At 70.4% G+C, this 17,429-nt stretch carries 14 protein-coding genes and 2 pseudogenes; 8 read left to right on the top strand and 8 right to left on the bottom strand.

All coding sequences use genetic code 11. From position 1 onward, the window contains the following. Nucleotides 1-31 precede the first annotated feature (31 nt). The 8 genes and pseudogenes from whiA to rsgA form a co-directional block, all read right to left on the bottom strand. Entirely contained in the window at nucleotides 32-1,012 is a 981-nt protein-coding gene (gene whiA, locus ABZS58_RS32990) for a DNA-binding protein WhiA (RefSeq protein WP_033359740.1), read from the bottom strand. Next, nucleotides 1,003-2,016, bottom strand: a complete 1,014-nt coding sequence (gene yvcK / locus ABZS58_RS32985) for a uridine diphosphate-N-acetylglucosamine-binding protein YvcK (RefSeq protein WP_354787224.1) — start codon at nucleotides 2,014-2,016, stop codon at nucleotides 1,003-1,005. Before yvcK ends, whiA begins: the two co-directional genes overlap by 10 nt. Nucleotides 2,017-2,330: 314 nt before the next feature. Then, a complete protein-coding gene (gene rapZ / locus ABZS58_RS32980; protein ID WP_354787157.1) occupies nucleotides 2,331-3,227 on the bottom strand; it encodes an RNase adapter RapZ in 897 nt (298 codons plus the stop codon). Between the two features lie 601 nt (nucleotides 3,228-3,828). Next, nucleotides 3,829-5,739: pseudogene (gene uvrC / locus ABZS58_RS32975) on the bottom strand (excinuclease ABC subunit UvrC); the annotation flags it as partial. A gap of 76 nt (nucleotides 5,740-5,815) precedes the next feature. Beyond that, nucleotides 5,816-6,241, bottom strand: a complete 426-nt coding sequence (locus ABZS58_RS32970; protein ID WP_354787156.1) for a Rieske (2Fe-2S) protein — start codon at nucleotides 6,239-6,241, stop codon at nucleotides 5,816-5,818. A gap of 135 nt (nucleotides 6,242-6,376) precedes the next feature. Beyond that, nucleotides 6,377-6,886: a Rieske (2Fe-2S) protein gene (locus ABZS58_RS32965; protein ID WP_354787155.1), complete on the bottom strand. Its 510-nt coding sequence runs from the start codon at nucleotides 6,884-6,886 to the stop codon at nucleotides 6,377-6,379. A 318-nt stretch (nucleotides 6,887-7,204) separates the two neighbouring features. Beyond that, nucleotides 7,205-10,102: pseudogene (uvrA, locus tag ABZS58_RS32960) on the bottom strand (excinuclease ABC subunit UvrA); the annotation flags it as partial. A gap of 127 nt (nucleotides 10,103-10,229) precedes the next feature. After that, the gene (gene rsgA / locus ABZS58_RS32955; RefSeq protein ID WP_354787154.1) at nucleotides 10,230-11,255 is read right to left on the bottom strand and encodes a ribosome small subunit-dependent GTPase A; all 1,026 of its coding nucleotides are present in this window, start codon (nucleotides 11,253-11,255) and stop codon (nucleotides 10,230-10,232) included. A gap of 88 nt (nucleotides 11,256-11,343) precedes the next feature. Here rsgA and ABZS58_RS32950 point away from each other — a divergent pair, with 88 nt between their 5' ends. The 8 genes from ABZS58_RS32950 to ABZS58_RS32915 all read left to right on the top strand — a co-directional run bounded on the left by ABZS58_RS32950 (nucleotide 11,344) and on the right by ABZS58_RS32915 (nucleotide 16,895). After that, nucleotides 11,344-11,778: a hypothetical protein gene (locus ABZS58_RS32950; protein WP_354787153.1), complete on the top strand. Its 435-nt coding sequence runs from the start codon at nucleotides 11,344-11,346 to the stop codon at nucleotides 11,776-11,778. A gap of 86 nt (nucleotides 11,779-11,864) precedes the next feature. Further along, nucleotides 11,865-12,545, top strand: coding sequence for a maleylpyruvate isomerase family mycothiol-dependent enzyme (locus ABZS58_RS32945; RefSeq protein ID WP_354787152.1), 681 nt, complete (start codon nucleotides 11,865-11,867; stop codon nucleotides 12,543-12,545). Continuing rightward, nucleotides 12,542-13,132 carry an MBL fold metallo-hydrolase gene (locus ABZS58_RS32940; RefSeq protein WP_354787151.1) on the top strand — a complete coding sequence of 197 codons (591 nt, stop codon included), beginning with the start codon at nucleotides 12,542-12,544 and terminating at the stop codon, nucleotides 13,130-13,132. Before ABZS58_RS32945 ends, ABZS58_RS32940 begins: the two co-directional genes overlap by 4 nt. A gap of 94 nt (nucleotides 13,133-13,226) precedes the next feature. Continuing rightward, the gene (locus ABZS58_RS32935; protein ID WP_354787223.1) at nucleotides 13,227-13,547 is read left to right on the top strand and encodes a GYD domain-containing protein; all 321 of its coding nucleotides are present in this window, start codon (nucleotides 13,227-13,229) and stop codon (nucleotides 13,545-13,547) included. Nucleotides 13,548-13,934: 387 nt separating this feature from the next. Continuing rightward, nucleotides 13,935-14,642, top strand: coding sequence for a uracil-DNA glycosylase (locus tag ABZS58_RS32930; protein WP_354787150.1), 708 nt, complete (start codon nucleotides 13,935-13,937; stop codon nucleotides 14,640-14,642). Nucleotides 14,643-14,731: 89 nt separating this feature from the next. Further along, entirely contained in the window at nucleotides 14,732-15,649 is a 918-nt protein-coding gene (locus ABZS58_RS32925) for a hypothetical protein (protein ID WP_354787149.1), read from the top strand. A gap of 52 nt (nucleotides 15,650-15,701) precedes the next feature. Then, nucleotides 15,702-15,896, top strand: coding sequence for a hypothetical protein (locus tag ABZS58_RS32920; protein WP_354787148.1), 195 nt, complete (start codon nucleotides 15,702-15,704; stop codon nucleotides 15,894-15,896). Between the two features lie 9 nt (nucleotides 15,897-15,905). Continuing rightward, a complete protein-coding gene (locus ABZS58_RS32915) occupies nucleotides 15,906-16,895 on the top strand; it encodes an NAD-dependent epimerase/dehydratase family protein (RefSeq protein WP_354787147.1) in 990 nt (329 codons plus the stop codon). Nucleotides 16,896-17,429 lie beyond the last annotated feature (534 nt).

Below are 17,429 nucleotides of genomic sequence, written 5' to 3'. Positions count from 1 at the left end.
CACAGCGGTTTCACCCCGGCTGAGCGTCCGTTCAGCTCACCAGCATCTCCGGTGTGACCGCCGACTCGGTGTCGGGGATCCCCAGGTCGCGGGCGCGCTTGTCGGCCAGGGCCAGGAGACGCCTTATGCGTCCGGCGATCGCGTCCTTCGTGAGCGGCGGGTCGGCGAGCGCCCCGAGCTCCTCCAGGGACGCCTGCCGGTGCTCCAGCCGCAGCGTACCGGCGCTGAACAGGTGCTCGGGGGCGTTGTCGGCGAGGATCTCCATCGCGCGGGCGACCCGGGCGGCGGCGGCCACCGCGGCGCGGGCTGAGCGGCGCAGGTTGGCGTCGTCGAAGTTGGCCAGCCGGTTGGCGGTGGCCCGGACCTCGCGGCGAACCCGGCGCTCCTCCCACGTCAGCACGCTCTGGTGTGCGCCGATGCGGGTGAGCAGGGCGGCGATCGCGTCGCCGTCCTTGACCACGACCCGGTCGACGCCGCGGACCTCGCGGGCCTTCGCGGTGATCCCGATGCGCCGGGCGGCGCCGACCAGCGCGAGCGCGGCCTCCGGCCCGGGGCAGGTGATCTCCAGCGCGCAGCTGCGGCCCGGCTCGGTCAGCGACCCGTGCGCCAGGAACGCCCCGCGCCAGGCGGCGACGGCACAGCACATGTTGGCCGACACGACATGCGGGGGCAGGCCACGCACCGGACGGCCACGGACGTCGAGCAGGCCGGTCTGCCGGGCGAGGGCCTCGCCGTCCTTCACCACACGCACGATGAAGTGGCTGGCCTTGCGCAGGCCGCCGCTCGCGAGGACGTGGATCTCGCTCTGGTACCCGTACACCTCGGAAACCTCGCGGCGCAGCCGTCGGGCGGCCGCGTTGGTGTCGAGCTCGGCCTCGACGACCACCCGGCCGGAGACGATGTGCAACCCGCCCGCGAAGCGGAGCAGCGCGGCCATCTCGGCGCGCCGGCAGCAGGGTTTGGCTACATCCACCCTGCTCAGCTCGTCCTTGACCGCAGCGGTCATCGCCATTCTGTCGTCACCTCGCGGGGCTCATTCGAACTGTCGGTGGTGCTGCTGTCGGTGCCGCTCAGCCGTGGTGCTCTCAGCAGTGGCTCCAGAGCCGTGGCCAGCGCGTGCGGGTCGTGCTGCGGTGCTCCGTCCGCGACGGCCACCGGCGCGAGCACCAGACGGGCACCCAGCGATTCTGCCGCACGATGGACCGGTTCGGGGTCGCCTACGGCTTTCCCGTCGGCAAGAACTACATCGACGTGCAGCCCAGGTAGGTAACGACGCAGGGCGGCAAGGTGTTCCGGCAGGGTCAGCCCCGCCGTCTCGCTGTCGGGTGCCAGATTCAGCGTGACCAGGCGCTTCGCGGCACTCATGGAGATCGCTGCGGCCAGCTGCGGCACCAGCAGGTGCGGGATCACGCTGGTGAACCACGACCCGGGCCCGAACAGCAGCCAGTCCGCGTCGGTGGTCGCCTGCACCGCCTCCGCGCACGCCTCGGGCGCCGCCGGCACCAGCCGCACCCGGTCGATCGTCTTGGAGGTGACCGCAACAGCGTGCTGACCGCGCACCGTGACCACCTCGCCACCCTCCGACAGGTCGGCCTCGATGTGCAGCGGCCGGCGCGACATGGGCAGCACCCGCCCGTCGCAGCGCAGCATCTCCGCCGCCCGGTCCAGCGCGACGACCGGGTCGCCGGCGAGCTCCATCATGGCGCACAGCACCAGGTTGCCGACGGGATGCCCGGCGAGGTCGTCGCTGCCGGCGAACCTGTGCTGGAACACCTCCGCGATCGCCTCCTCGTCGGCGAGCGCGGCCAGTGCCTGACGCAGGTCGCCGGGCGGCAGGATGTCGCGGGTCGCCCGCAACCGCCCACTGGACCCCCCGTCGTCGGCGACGGTGACGACCGCGGTGATGTCCAGCGGCAGGTCCTGATGGATCCGCCGGAGCGCCCGCAACGAGGCGGAAAGCCCGTGCCCCCCACCGAACGCCACCACCCGCACCGGCCGCCGTCCTTCGAGCCGCACGCCCTTGCGATGCGCCCCCGGGACACGGGACCCGTCCAGCGCATCAGCACCGTCCGGTTCACCCTGTCCGCCGGCCCGGCCACGATGCGAACCCGCGCCGTTGCCGCTCACCGCACCGTGCACGCTGCTCCTACCCGCCGCGCCGTGCACGCCGTCGCCGCTCGCCACACCGCTGCCGGCGGCCGCGCCGTGACTGCCTGCCGTGCCGTTACCGATCGCCGCGCCGTGGCTGGTTGACGCGTCAGGGTCGCCTGACACGTCGGTGCTGTCCGCCGGGCCGGGGGATGCGCCGTTCTCGCGGCGCCGGGCAACACTCATTCGCGCCCCAGGTCGCGGTGCTGCGGCGCGGCGGCGAGACGCATCTCGCGGAGCCGGCGGGCGAGCTCCTCGGCGATCGCGACGCTGCGGTGCTTGCCACCGGTGCAGCCCACGGCGATCGTCAGGTAGCGCTTGCCCTCCCGCTCGAAGCCGGGCGCCGTGGCGTTGATCAGCCGCGCATACGTCTCCACGAACGTCACCGCACCCCGCTGCCCGAGCACGTAGCGGCTCACGTCGGTCTCGCGGCCGGTGTGCTCGCGCAGCTCAGGCACCCAGTACGGATTCGGCAGGAACCTCGCGTCGAGGACGAAGTCGGCGTCGGGCGGCAGCCCGTACTTGAACCCGAACGACAGCACCGTGACCCTGATCTGGGTGGTGTCCTCCTCGCCGAACATCTCCTCGATGCGCCCGCGGAGCTGGTTGACGTTGAGGTGGCTCGTGTCGATGAGCACGTCGGCCTGCTCGCGCGCCTCCTGCAGCAGCTTCCGCTCCGCGGCGATGCCGTCGGAGAGCCGTCCGCCACCCTGCAGCGGATGCGACCGGCGCACGCTCTCGAACCGCCGGATCAGCACCTCGTCATCGGCGTCGACGAACACCATCCGGGGGTTGAACCCCCGCTCCCGCAACGACTTCACCGCCCCCGGCAGATCCGTCGAGAACGCGTGACTGCGCACGTCGAGCACCATCGCGGTCCGCCGCGCCGCGCCCCGTGCCGCGAACGCCAGCTCCGCCATGTCGAGCAGCAACGCCTGTGGCAGGTTGTCCACGACGTAATACCCGACGTTCTCCAGCGCCCGGGCGACCGTGCTGCGGCCGCCGCCGGAGAGCCCCGTCACGATGACCAGGTCGGTCGCCGTGCGGTCGGGCGCTGCCGGCGCTTCTTCGCTCACCACGTCGACGAGTTTATGTCGTGCCGTGCGCCGGTCTGGCCGCTCGGTCGCTTTGTACCTTTTCAGGGTCACCGATCGCCCCGCCCGACACCGCCCCCGCACCGTCCGCCCCCATACGACCGCCGCCATCGCCCCTGCTGGCGGTCTCCCCCGGCTCGCCTGGACCGTGCGCCGTGACCTCGACCACCGTGACGACCCCCGAACCCCCGGCCGCCCGGTCAACGCCCGCGGACCGGTCAACGCCCGCGGAATCGGATGCGCCACCTGAAGCCACGACACCGATGGGCTCCTCCGCGGCGGAGCGCTCCCCCACCACGGAAGGAGACGGGAAACCACCAGTGCCCACGACGCCGGAAGGCACCGAAATGCCCGCGAGCAGTCCGGCGCCGCCGGGACCCTCGACGCCTGACGCCGGTGCCTGAGGAACCGGAACCACCCGCTCGGACCGCATCCGCCCGCTGACGTCCTCACCGGCCGACCCCGCGCGCTCATCGCCGGACTCATCGCCGGACTCAGCGGCAGGCTCACCGGCGGACGAGATCGGGGCCGGGCCTGCCGGTGACTCGCCCTTCCCGCGAGGCCCGGACGGGGCCGGCGGACCGTTGAGGGCGGCGAGGATCGCCTCCGCGGTGCGGCGGCCGATGCCCGGGACCTCGGCGATCTCGTCGGTGCTCGCCGACTTCAGCCGCTTCAACGAGCCGAAGTGCCGCAGCAGCGCCTTGCGGCGGATCTCGCCGAGGCCGGGCACGTTGTCCAGCGTGGACGCGGTCATGCGCTTCGAGCGCTTCTGCCGGTGATAGGTGATGGCGAAGCGATGGGCCTCGTCGCGGGCGCGCTGGAGCAGGTAGAGCCCTTCCGAGGAGCGGGGCAGGATCACCGGGAACTCGTCGTCGGGGAGCCAGACCTCTTCGAGGCGCTTTGCCAGGCCGCAGATGGCGATGTCGTCGATGCCGAGGTCGAGCAGCACCTGCGCGGCGGCGTTGACCTGGGGCTGACCGCCGTCGACCACGACGAGCTGCGGCGGATAGGCGAACTTGCGGGGCCGCCCCGTCGTCGGGTCGATGCCGGGGCGGGACGGGTCGACGTCTTCGGCGGCGAGCGAGTCGATCTCCACCTTGGCGTCGAGATAGCGGGCGAACCTGCGGCGCAGCACCTCCGACAGGGCCGACACGTCGTCGGTGGCGCCGTTGACCGCGAAGCGGCGATATTCACTCTTGCGGGACAGGCCGTCCTCGAAGACGACCATGCTGGCGACGACGTCGGTGCCCTGGATCTGGGAGATGTCATAGCACTCGATGCGCAGCGGGGCGGTCTGCATGCCGAGCGCCTCGGCGATCTCCTCCAGGGCCTTGCTGCGGGTGCTGAGGTCACCGGCGCGGCGCAACTTGTGCTGCTGGAGGGCCTGCTCGGCGTTGCGCGCGACGGTCTCGGCGAGGGTCTTCTTGTCGCCGCGCTGCGGCACGCGGATCGCCACCCGGCTGCCGCGCAGGTTGCTGAGCCAGTCGGCGAGCGCGTCGGCGTCGGCCGGCAGCTCCGGGACGAGCAGCTCCTTGGGCAGGTCGGCGGGGTCGGTGCCGGCCTCGGCACCGTAGATCTGGCTGCAGAAATGGTGGACGAGGTCGCCGGCGCTGAGGTCCTCGGTCTTCTCCACGACCCAGCCGCGCTGGCCGCGGACCCGGCCGCCCCGCACGTGGAACACCTGGACGGCCGCCTCCAGCGGGTCGTCGGCGAACGCGACCACGTCGGCGTCGGTGCCGTCGCCGAGGACGACCGCCTGCTTCTCCACGGCGCGGCGCAGCGCGCCGAGGTCGTCGCGGATGCGGGCGGCGCGCTCGAAGTCGAGCTCGTCGGACGCGGCGAACATCTCCCGCTCCAGGCGCTTGACCATGGTGTCGGTCTTGCCGGCCATGAAGTCGCAGAAGTCGTCGACGATGTGGCGGTGCTCCTCCTCGCTGACGCGGTCGACGCACGGCGCGGAGCACTTGCCGATATAACCGAGCAGGCACGGGCGGCCGATCTGCCCGGCGCGCTTGAACACGCCGGCGGAGCAGGTGCGCGCCGGGAAGACGCGCATCAGCAGGTCGAGGGTCTCGCGGATCGCCCACGCGTGCGCATACGGGCCGAAATAGCGCACGCCCTTGCGCTTCGCGCCACGCATCACCTGCAGGCGCGGATAGGCCTCGTCGAGCGTGACCGCCAGATAGGGATAGCTCTTGTCGTCGCGATAGCGGACGTTGAACCTGGGGTCGTATTCCTTGATCCAGTTGTATTCGAGCTGGAGTGCCTCGACCTCGGTGCCGACCGTGACCCAGTCGACCTTCGCCGCGGTGGTGACCATCTGCTGGGTGCGGGCGTGCAGGGTCCACACGTCGGCGAAATACGAATTGAGCCGCTGCCGGAGGCTCTTGGCCTTGCCCACATAGATGACACGGCCCGACGGATCGCGGAACCGGTAGACCCCCGGCGTGTCGGGAATGGTCCCCGGCGCGGGTCGATACGTGGACGGATCTGGCACTCTTCGAGACTATCCGGGGGGTACGACAGAAACAGCGACCGCCGTCCCCCCGGAAGACCGGGAAACCCGGCAGACGTCACGCCAGGGAGATGTTGTCCCCGTCGACCTTCAGCGCCTTCTCGGCCAGCCCCTTGGTGGCCGGCCCGTTCTTCACCGAGCCGTCTGCGGCGGAGAACACGCTGCCGTGGCACCGGCAGTTGATCGCGTTGCCGGTGACGTCGGACACGACGCACGACTGGTGCGTGCAGATCGAGCTGAACGCCTTGAACTGCCCGGACTCCGGCTGGGTGACGACAACGCCGCCGCCGTCCTTGAAGATCTTGCCGCCGCCGACGGGGATGTCGGCCTTGGTCGTCAGGACGCCCGCGGCGGCCCCGCCGGTGTTGTTGCTGTCCCCGGTCGAACCGCTGTCGTCACTGTCGTCTCCACAGGCTGCGAGCGCCGTCACGGCCGTGATTCCGGCCGCGCCGGCGAGCACCGCGCGGCGAGTCGTGTCACTCATAGGCTCCTCCAAGGTCGTTGGCCTGCTGGCTACGCCAGGAAATACGTAGATCATGGAGCGTACGGTTCAATGCTCAACGAAGTCTGGGAATCCGTTACCCGCACGTGACCTTGCGTCACAGGGCGAAACGGCGGCTCACGCCTCGACGACGTAACCCGCCTGCACCTTCACCGGCACGCCGTTCAGCCCGCGCGTCGCCGGCCCTCGCGCCAGGCTGCCGTCCGCGATCTTGAACTGCGAGTTGTGGCCCGGGCACATGATCATCGTCGCTCCGGCGGACGGCGGGTCGACGAGGACGCCCTGATGGGGGCAGCTCGCCTGGTACGCCTTGAACGTCCCCTGCTTCGCCTGCACGACGAGAATCGTGTCCTTGGCGATCACTCCGCCGCCGACGGGCACGTCCTTCACCGCGACGAGCGCGCCGGGTGGCGGCGCCGCGTCGCTGGAGCCCGTCGCGGGCGCGGTGTTGTCGAACGGGTTGGCCGCGGTGGTCGGCGCGGCCGTCGGCGGCGGCTGACTGCCCGCGGCCTCCGGGGTCTTCTCGTCGTCCCCGCAGCCCGCGAGCACCGTCACGCCGAGCGCACCGGCGCCCAGCAGCAGCGCCCGCCGGGCCGAGCAGGGGTTGAACACGTCCTGGACCGGCACGTCTTCCTCCTGGGGGTGAGGCCTTGCCAGCGGCCACCGTAGCAGCGCACGATCTCCGCCGCCGCTCGATCGGCCCCACCCGCCAGGAGGCGCAGCTCAGCCCTTCGAGGCCGCCTTCTTCGCCGGAGCCCGCTTGGCGGGCGCCGTCTTCTTGGCCGCGGCGGTGCCCTTCGAAGCGGCCGCCGCCCGCGTGCCGGTCGTCTTCTTCGGCGGCGCCGGCTCACCGGCGGAAGGGAGGTCGTCAGGCTCGACCGTGACCGCCGCCGACCGCGTCCGCGCCCCCGCAGGCCTGCGTGCCGGCGCACCGCCACCGTTCGGTCCGTTGGCCTTCGCCGCCCGGTCCCGCGCCGCCGTGTCGCCGCCCGGCTCGCCCTTCAGCCCCAGGACCGGCCGCAGGAACTGTCCCGTGTGGCTCTCGGCGATCTCCGCGACCTCCTCCGGCGTGCCCACGGCGACGACGGTGCCGCCCTTGTGCCCGCCCTCGGGACCCATGTCGATGAGCCAGTCGGCGGACTTGATGACGTCGAGGTTGTGCTCGATGACGATGACGGTGTTGCCCTTGTCCACGAGGCTCTGCAGCACCAGCAGCAGTTTGCGGATGTCCTCGAAGTGCAGGCCCGTGGTCGGCTCGTCCAGCACGTACACGGTGCGGCCGGTGGAGCGCTTCTGCAGCTCGGACGCGAGCTTCACGCGCTGCGCCTCACCGCCGGACAGCGTCGGCGCGGGCTGGCCGAGGCGCACATACCCCAGACCGACGTCGTTGAGCGTCTTCAGGTGCCGGTGGATCGCCGGGATCGCCTCGAAGAACCCGGCCGCCTCCTCGATCGGCATGTCGAGGATCTCCGCGATCGTGCGGCCCTTGTAGTGCACCTCGAGGGTCTCGCGGTTGTACCGGGCACCCTTGCAGACCTCGCACGGCACGTACACGTCCGGCAGGAAGTTCATCTCGATCTTGATCGTGCCGTCACCGGCGCACGCCTCGCAGCGGCCGCCCTTGACGTTGAACGAGAAGCGGCCGGGCCCATACCCCCGGACCTTGGCCTCGGTGGTCTCGGCGAACAGCTTCCTGACGTTGTCGAACACGCCGGTGTAGGTCGCCGGGTTGGAGCGGGGGGTGCGGCCGATCGGTGACTGGTCGACGCCGACGACCTTGTCGACCTGGTCGAGCCCGGAGATGCGGGTGTGCCGGCCGGGGACCATGCGGGCGCCGTTGACGACATTGGCCAGGACGGCGTGCAGGATGTCGTTGACCAGGGTCGACTTGCCGGAGCCGGACACGCCGGTCACGGCGACGAACTGCCCGAGCGGGAACGGCACCGTCAGGTTGTGCAGGTTGTGCTCGCGGGCGCCGACGACGACCAGCTCGCGGCCCGGCGTGCGCGGCCGGCGGATCTCGGGCATCGGGATGCTGCGGCGGCCGGCGAGATACGCACCGGTCACCGACTCGTCCGCCGTGAGCAGGTCGTCGAACGTGCCGCTGTGCACGACCCGGCCGCCGTGCTCGCCGGCGCCCGGGCCGATGTCGACGACCCAGTCGGCGGTGCGGATCGTGTCCTCGTCGTGCTCGACCACGATCAGCGTGTTGCCCAGGCGCTTGAGCCGGGTCAGGGTCTCGATCAGCCGGTGGTTGTCGCGCTGGTGCAGGCCGATGCTGGGCTCGTCCAGCACATACAGGACGCCGACGAGACCGGAGCCGATCTGCGTGGCGAGCCGGATGCGCTGCGCCTCACCACCGGACAGGGTGCCGGACGCCCGGTCGAGGGACAGGTAGTCGAGGCCGACGTCGACGAGGAACCGCAGTCGCGCGTTGATCTCCTTGAGGACCCGCTCGGCGATGAGCTTCTGCCGGTCGGTGAGGGTCATCGCGCCCAGCAGGTCGGCGCAGTCACCGACGGACAGGTTGCAGATGTCGGCGATGCTGTGCCCGGCGATGGTGACCGCGAGGATCTCCGGCTTGAGCCGGGACCCGCCGCAGGTGCCGCAGGGCACGTCGCGCATGTATCCCTCGTACTTGTCGCGGGACCAGTCGCTCTCGGTGTCGGAGTGCCGGCGCTCGATCCACTGCACCACGCCTTCGAAGCCGGTGTAGTAGGAGCGCTCGCGCCCGTACTTGTTGCGGTAGCGCACGTGCACCTGGTCCTCTGACCCGTACATGACGGCCTTCTGCGCCCTGGAGGACAGTGCGCGCCACGGGGTGTCGAGGTTGAACCCGGCCTCCGCGCCCAGCGCTTCGAGCAGGCGCAGGAAATACTCCAGGGTGTGGCCGGTGGCCCACGGTGCGATCGCGCCGCCGCGCAGCGTCTGCTCCGGGTCGGGCACGATCAGCTCCGGGTCGACCTCCTTCTTGGTGCCGATGCCGGTGCAGTCCGGGCAGGCGCCATAAGGAGCGTTGAACGAGAACGAGCGCGGCTCGAGATCCTCGATCGACAGCGGGTGCTCATTGGGGCAGGCGAGGTGCTCGGAGAAGAGCCGCTCGCGGTGCTCGTCGTCCTCGGGGACATCGACGAACTCCAGGATGACGATGCCGGCCGCCAGCTTCAGCGCGGTCTCGACCGAGTCGGTGAGGCGCTGCTTCGAGCTCGCCTTCACCGAGAGCCGGTCGACGACCACCTCGATGGTGTGCTTCTCCTGCTTCTTGAGCTTCGGCGGCTCGGTGAGCGGGTGCACGACGCCGTCGATGCGGGCCCGCGCATAGCCCTTCGACTGCAGCTCCTGGAACAGGTCGAGATATTCGCCCTTGCGGCCGCGCACGACCGGGGCGAGCACCTGGAAGCGGGTGCCCTCCTCCATGGCGAGGACCCGGTCGACGATCTGCTGCGGCGTCTGCCGCGTGATCAGCTCGCCGCAGACGGGGCAGTGCGGCTCGCCGATGCGCGCATACAGCAGCCGCAGGTAGTCATACACCTCGGTGATCGTGCCGACCGTCGAGCGCGGGTTGCGCGAGGTCGACTTCTGGTCGATGGACACCGCCGGCGACAGACCCTCGATGAAGTCGACGTCGGGCTTGTCCATCTGGCCGAGAAACTGCCGTGCGTAGGACGACAGCGACTCCACATACCGCCGCTGCCCCTCGGCGAAGATCGTGTCGAACGCCAGGCTCGACTTCCCCGAACCGGACAGCCCGGTGAACACGATCATCGCGTCGCGCGGCAGGTCGAGACTGACGTCGCGGAGGTTGTGCTCCCGAGCGCCACGGATGATCAGACGATCCGACATGCTTCCCCTTGGCAGTGAATATGTCTGGCAGCAGTGTTTTGTCCGTTTGGAACACCGTCACGGTGCCAGCCGACAACTCTAGCCAGGGGGTATGACAATTTTCCGCGCCCGAACGAGGGAACCTCCGCTACGGACGTGCCAGTCGTCGCCGGTCGCGGCTCTCACGTTTCAGCCGCCGCACCGATGCAAGCTTCTGCTCTTTCTGCAGTTTCTGCCAGCTCGCGAAGCGGCGGGGGCTGAGCTCGCCGTCCTCGACCGCGGCCCTGACCTCGCAGCCGGGCTCCTCACCGTGCCGGCAGTCGTCGAAGCGGCACAGCGTCGCGAGCTGCGTCACGTCGGCGAACGCCCGGTCGAGCCCAGCCACGGTGTCGAACATGCCGACGAGCCGCACCCCGGGCGTGTCGAGGACCGCCCCGCCACCGGGCATCGGGATCAACGCCCGATATGTGGTGGTGTGCCGGCCCCGTCCGTCGCCCCGCAGCGTCTGCGTCTGCATGACGAGCGCGCCGGCGAGGGCGTTGACGAGGCTCGACTTGCCGGCACCGGACTGCCCCAGGAGGCCGAGCGTCCGCCCGTACGCCACCAGCGGCCGCAACGCGTCGAGACCCATCCCTGTCCGGGCGCTGACCGCATGGACCTCCACGCCGCCGGGCATCTGCTCCGCCAGAGCCTCCGGGTCCGCGGCCAGGTCACATTTGGTCAGGACGAGCACCGGTTCCGCCCCGGACTCCCAGGCCAGGGCCAGGAGGCGTTCGATACGGCCGAGGTCCGGCGACGGGTCGACCGGCTCCACCACCGCGACCGTGTCCACGTTGGCGGCCAGGACCTGCCCGAACGACTCCTCGCCGGCGACCGCCCGCACGATCGCGGTGCGCCTGGGCAGCACCGCCTCCGCCGTCAGCCGGCCGTCGGGCCACGTCCGCACGACGAGCCAGTCACCGGCGCACGGCAGCGAGCCCGGGTCCGCGGCGGCGCGCGCCAGCAGGCCACCGGACAGGCTCGCCCGCAGCGGGCCGTCGGCGGCCAGGGCCGTGCAGACGCCCCGGTCGACGCGGCTGACCCGCGCCGGTCGCTGACCGGGCTGGTCGAACCGGCCGGAGTACAGCGCGGCGTAAGCGTCGTCCCAACCCAAGGCAGCCAGGTCAATAATCATGAACATCCTTCCGAACCCGTGTTCGGAAATCCACGGTAGGTAGCGCGGCAGGCGCGCGAAACCGAATATCGGGGTTATCGTCGGGTGCGTGCTCCCCTCGCATGTGCTGGCCAGCGCCGTCGGACTGCGCCTGGACCGGGCCGACGTCCAGTGGCACGTCTCACCCGGCCAGGACGACTCGCTCATGCGCTTCTGGCTGACCTTCGGCGGCGTCTCCTACGGTTTCCACGTCGGCGCCGAGGACGAGATCCTCGACGTCATCGTGGAGGATCGCGGCACCGACGCCGACATGGGCGTCTACGGCCGGCTCGAGGTCAGGACCGCCCGTCCCGACGATCCCGCCGCCGCCGCCGTCGGGCAGCGCCTGGTCGTCGTGCACGACCTGTACGCCGGCTACCTCGGCAAACCCATCGGCGCGAGGCTCAGCTTCGAGCACGTCGACCTCAGCGTCGCCGACTGGGAGGACGAGCTGCACTGGGCGACCGGTGACCTGCCCCCTGCCGTCGGGGTCCGCCAGCGCTGAGCGTTTCGCGGTTTCGGCGTCGGTACAGCCACTGTCCGCTTTGTCATGTCGGTGGTCTTGTCGGTGCGCGGCGGTAGGGTTGGGCGGTGACGGCTGATCCGCTCGTGCTGAGCGCGGAGCTCGACCGCGCCACCGCCCGCCTCCTCGACACCGTCCGCACCCTCGACGGCAACGGGCTGACCGCGCCGTCCCGGTGCGCCGGCTGGACCCGCGGGCACGTCGTGACCCACCTCGCCCGCAATGCCGACGCCTATCGCAACCTGCTGAGCTGGGCCAGGACCGGGGTGAAGACCCCCGCCTACACCAGCCGCGAAGCGCGCGAGGAAGGCATCGCCGCCGGCGCCGCCCGCCCGCACGACGAGCAGCTCGCCGACCTCACCACCGCCTGCGACCTGCTGCGCGAGTCGATCGACACGATGCCCGCCCAGGGCTGGAGCGCGCAGGTCGAGTGGGGCACCACCGGCCCGGCCCCGGCCGCCCGCGTGGTCTGGTCCCGCATCTGCGAGGTCGAGCTGCACCACGTCGACCTCGACGCCGGCTACGGTCCGGCGAACTGGCCCGAGTCGTTCACCCTGCGCGTCCTTCATGACCCCGCCACCCCGCACGCGGCGACCCTCGTCTCCGACGACGGCACGACGCTGCTGTCCGCTTCCGATGACGCCCCGGTCGTCACGGGCCCCGTGCACCTGCTCGCCGCCTGGCTCACCGGCCGCGGCGACGGCACCGGCCTCACCGGCGACCTGCCGAGCCTGGAGGCCTGGAAATGAGCACAATGACCTTCACCAAGCTGTCCGTCGGCCCGATGGACAACAACGCATACCTGCTGCGGTGCACGACCACCGGCGAGGCCCTGCTGATCGACGCGGCCAACGACGCCGAGCGCCTGCTCCAGCTCATCGCGACCGCCCCCGCGGGCATCTCCACCGTCGTCACCACCCACCGCCACCAGGACCACTGGTTCGCCCTCGAGGAGGTCGTCGCCGCCACGGGCGCCGCCTCCCTCGCCCACGCCGCCGACGCCCCGGAGATCCCCGTCGTCACCGGCACCCTCGCCGACGGCGACACCCTCCCCCTCGGCGACTGCGCCCTGACCGTCATCCACCTCGTCGGCCACACCCCGGGGTCGATCGCCCTGTACCACGACGGCCACCTCTGGACCGGAGACTCCCTCTTCCCCGGGGGTCCTGGACGGACCACAAACCCAGCGGACTTCAAGTCTCTGATGGACGACCTAGAAGCCAAGATCTTCGACGTCTTCCCTGACGAGACGGTGATCTACCCGGGACACGGCAAGGACTCGACGCTGGGCACGGAGCGCCCGTCGATCCCGGAGTGGCGCGCCAGGGGCTGGTAGTCATCGGCTCAGGACTCCCGACCTGGTTCCCGACTTCCTAGCGTGGGCCGACACGCCTCCGGCGACTACGCTCGATGCTGAGGGGGTGATCGCTATGCCCAGATTCCTTATCCAGGGGACCTTCACGCTCGACGGGCTTCGCGGGCTGCTCAAGGAAGGAGGCAGCGGGCGCGTCGAGGCAGTCCGGAAGATGGCCGAAAGCGTGGGCGGGCGACTTGAGTCGTTCGACTTCTGCTTCGGCGACAACGACACGTATGTGATCTGCGAACTGCCGGACAACAAGGCCGCCGCGGCCGTCGCTCTCGCGGTTGGTTCATCTGGTGGAGCCACCACCAAGACCGTAGCGCTGCTGACCCCGGAGGAGGTCGACCAAGCGGTTCACCAGAGCGTCGACTACCGCGCGCCGGTCGCCTGATCCGGCCACCGGCGGCCGGCCCGGTCGCGTTCATGAAGTCCATATCCCTATGTCCCCATCGATGCACCCGACGCAGACCGGCGGGAGCACGTCGACGGAGTGACCGGCTCGCTCGGCGACCTCCGGCGCGTGGACACCAGCGTTGAAACGCCCGCGTGCCGCAGGTCGTACGGGCGGGGCCGCAGCGCGGTGGTCCGGCTGCTGCGCGACCGCGACGTCCGCGCCCGGTGGCAGCCACAGATCACCGCGGGCGTCATGGGCATCTGCCCGATCACCGAAACGGCAAGGACTCGACCCTGGGCGCGGAGCGCCCATCACTGCTGGAGTGGCGCGCCCGCGGCTGGTGGCCCGAGTTTTTTGTCGGTGCCTGGCGATAGATTGCCGGCCATGACCACATCGGCGAAGCCTGTGTATCTGCTGGACTTCATGCCCGACGACTGGCGAGAGGCGGTCGCCCCGTTCGTCGACCCGGCCACGGTGGCGGCGCTGTCGTCGTTCGTCGTCGGGGAGTATCAGGCGGGCCCGGTGTATCCGCGGAAGCAGGACATCTACGCCGCGTATCGGCTGAGCCCGCTCGCCTCCACTCGGGTCCTGATCCTCGGCCAGGACCCGTACATCAAAGCCGGCCAGGCGCACGGGCTGAGCTTCAGCGTCCCGCAGGGCGTGCCGGTCCCGCCGTCGCTGCAGAATGTGTACAAGGAGATGCGCGACGACCTTGGCGTGACCCCGCCGCCGTCGGGCGACCTGACCCCGTGGTGCCGCCAGGGCGTCATGCTGCTCAACGCCGTCCTGACCGTCCGCGCCGGCAGCTCCAACTCGCACAAGGGGCGCGGCTGGGAGAACATCACCGACGCCACGATCCAGGCCCTGAACGCGAAGACCGACCGCGTCGTGTTCGTCCTGTGGGGCGCGGCGGCCAAGGCGAAGGCGCCCCTGGTGACGAACGACCGGCACGTGGTGCTGCGCGCCGGTCACCCCAGCCCGATGAACCAGACCGGCTTCCTCGGCAGCCGCCCGTTCAGCCGCATCAACGCCGCCCTCACCGCCACCGGCACACCCCCGGTCCGCTGGTCCCCCGCAATGCCCCGGCAATGACGCGATGCATCAAGTTCGATCCAGAAGTCCATACGGAGCGTGACCATAGAATTAGCAGAACGTGAGATCGTTCGATAGAGTCCGGCGTCATGCCGACCTATGTGCACGAGACACTCATCGAGATGTTCCGGAAAAGACCGGCGCTGGCCGCCGAGATCCTGGGTGGCCAGCTGCACGTCGCGGTGCCCGAGTTCGACACCGCGCGACTGTCGTCGAGCGAGCTCACCGACGTCGTCCCGACCGAATACCGGGCCGACGCCGTTGTGACGCTCAACAACGGGTTCAGCACGAAAATGGCAGTCGTGGTCGAGGTGCAACTGCGGGCCGACGCGCGAAAGCGTCGCAGCTGGCCGGTATACATCACCACGTTGCACGCCCGGCTGGACTGCCCGGTCGCGTTGCTGGTGGTCTGCCCCGTCCAGGCCGTTGCGAACTGGGCCTCGGCGCCGATCCCCATCGGGCCGCCCGAATCCGTGATGACGCCGGTCGCGCTCGGGCCCGAGCAGGTCCCCGTCATCACCGACCCCGCGACAGCCCGGCAGGCACCCGAGATGGCGGTCCTCGCGGCACTCGCGCACGGCACCCGTGAAGACCCCGAACCGATCTTCGACGCCATGCTCCACGGACTCGACGCAACCGATCCTGACCATGCCAGCCTGTACACTGACCTCGTACTTTCGGTGCTGCCAGCGGCGGCCCGGCGCCTCCTGGAGGAAATCATGACCACCACGGGCCACAAGTACCAGAGCGACTTCGCCCGGCGGTACTTCGACTCCGGCAAAGCCGAGGGGAAGGCCGAGGGGAAGGCCGAGGGCGAGGCGGAAGGCGAAGCCCATGGCAAGGCCGATGCCGTGCTGATGGTCCTCGGCACCCGCGGCGTCGCGATCCCGGACGAGCACCATGCCTTTATCGCCGGCTGCACCGATCTCGCCCAGCTCGACATCTGGCTCCGGCGGGCCATCAGCGCCGACAAGATCCAGGATCTGGGCGACGAGTTCGCCGGCTGACCGGCGCGGAAGCGGCTGCGGCACGTCGGGCGGCTCGGCGAGGGGTTCCGTTGTGGGCAAGGACCAGCGAACCGAGACGGCCTTGCGGAGCCTGTTGCGGCGCGACGAGATGTTCACCGAGCGCGTAAAGGCGCAGGTTCAGCAGCTCAAGTTGCCGTTTGTCGAGGTCAACGGCGGGCTGAGTGAGGACGGGCTCGTAATAGCAGTGGCCGCCGGCTTCGGGTTGCGCATGCTGAACAACCACTAGGCTTGTGGCATGCGGATCCTGATCGTCGGGGGCACCAGATTCGTCGGCCGGCACATCACCGAGGCCGCGCTCGCCGCTGGGCACGACGTGACACTGCTGCACCGGGGACAGACCGGCGCTGACCTGTTCCCGGCGGCCAAGCACCTGCACGCCGACCGTAACGCGCTGCCCGACGGCCTGTTCGAAGGCGTTTGGGACGCGACGGTCGACGTCAGCGCATACTTCCCGCGGCAGGTGCACGAGCTGGCCGACGCACTGGACGGCAGCGGCGGGCGCTATGTGTACATCTCCAGCGTCTCGGTCTACGACGTGCCGGCCGGGCCCGGGTTCGGCGAGGATTCGCCGCTGCGGGAGCTTGACGACCCGGCGGTCGAGGAGATCACCGACGACACCTACGGGCCGTTGAAGGCCGCGTGCGAGCGGGTCGCCGAGGAGCGGTTCGGCACCTCGACGTTGATCGTGCGGCCGACCTATGTCGTGGGCCCGCACGACCACCTGTCGCGGTTCACGTTCTGGGTCGAGCGGATCGCCCGCGGCGGCGAGATCCTCGCGCCCGGCCCGCGCGACGCCGCGATCCAGGTCATCGACGCACGCGACATGGCGGACTGGACGATCCGCCTGCTGACCCGCCCCGGCGGCGTGTTCCACGCGGTCAGCCCCGCGCCACCGTTCTCGTTCGGCGAGCTCCTGGAGGCGATGGCCGTCGAGGTCGGCCCGCCCGGCACGACGCTGACCTGGATCGACGCCGACTTCCTCGGCGAGCGCGGCATGGACGCGGAGAGCCTGCCGCTGTGGGCCGCGTTCGACCCCGAGGCAGCGTCCAACGCGGCGGACCCGGCGGCGGCGTTTGCGGCGGGCCTGACCCCACGCCCGCTCCGGCAGACGATCCGGGAGACGTATGAGTCCGCGCTCCTCGACCCGCTGCCGCCGCCCGCAGAGCGCTTGACCCCGGAGAAGGAGACCCAGCTGCTGCGCGAATGGCACCAACGCACGTCCTGAGCCGCACCCATTTTCCCGATTTCGGCGACTGTACGGGCAGCAGACAGCCCCGACACCACCCCGGTAGCGGTATTTGCCCAGCTGGCAGGCCACCTCGTCAACATGCGGCTGTGGCATTGCCCAGCTGACGACCGGCTCGTCAGCATGAGGCTGCGGCGCCCCGTCCGGGCGCGACGGCCGCCTGGGGGCGACGCCTGCCCGAGCACGACGCCTGCCCAGGGCGGCACCAGGCCGGGTGGGAGACCGCCTTCGATGCGCTTGTACGCAGAGGGAAGGGTCGTGTCCACGTTGGTGGTGTGCGAGTAGTGCCGTCCCCACACCACGCCCCCGAAATCGGCATGCGGTCGAACCCGCCGACCCGAAGATCACCGCCCGTGCCGTGGTACTCCCCGGTCTATCCATCTACACCAACCTATTTCCCATGATCCGGAAGACTTTGCGTCTTGGCGTTTAACGTCTTGTTGGTTTTGTGGGGGTGTTGGTGTCGTTGGTTTTGTGTGGTGGGTGGCGGGTTGCGGGTGTTGTGTGGCTGCC

It is taken from the genome of Dactylosporangium sp. NPDC005555, from assembly GCF_040605635.1.
Lineage (GTDB): Bacteria > Actinomycetota > Actinomycetes > Mycobacteriales > Micromonosporaceae > Dactylosporangium.
Note: the sequence above shows the minus strand (reverse complement) of the source record. Positions and strands in the feature narration are given on the sequence as shown.

Excerpts from the sequence above, each read along its gene's own strand:
- ABZS58_RS32925 (WP_354787149.1), top strand. The coding sequence starts at position 14,732 with ATGCCGACCTATGTGCACGAGACACTCATCGAGATGTTCCGGAAAAGA.
- ABZS58_RS32940 (WP_354787151.1), top strand. The coding sequence starts at position 12,542 with ATGAGCACAATGACCTTCACCAAGCTGTCCGTCGGCCCGATGGACAAC.
- whiA (WP_033359740.1), bottom strand. The coding sequence starts at position 1,012 with ATGGCGATGACCGCTGCGGTCAAGGACGAGCTGAGCAGGGTGGATGTA.
- ABZS58_RS32970 (WP_354787156.1), bottom strand. The coding sequence starts at position 6,241 with ATGAGTGACACGACTCGCCGCGCGGTGCTCGCCGGCGCGGCCGGAATC.
- ABZS58_RS32935 (WP_354787223.1), top strand. The coding sequence starts at position 13,227 with ATGCCCAGATTCCTTATCCAGGGGACCTTCACGCTCGACGGGCTTCGC.
- ABZS58_RS32930 (WP_354787150.1), top strand. The coding sequence starts at position 13,935 with ATGACCACATCGGCGAAGCCTGTGTATCTGCTGGACTTCATGCCCGAC.
- rsgA (WP_354787154.1), bottom strand. The coding sequence starts at position 11,255 with ATGATTATTGACCTGGCTGCCTTGGGTTGGGACGACGCTTACGCCGCG.
- ABZS58_RS32915 (WP_354787147.1), top strand. The coding sequence starts at position 15,906 with ATGCGGATCCTGATCGTCGGGGGCACCAGATTCGTCGGCCGGCACATC.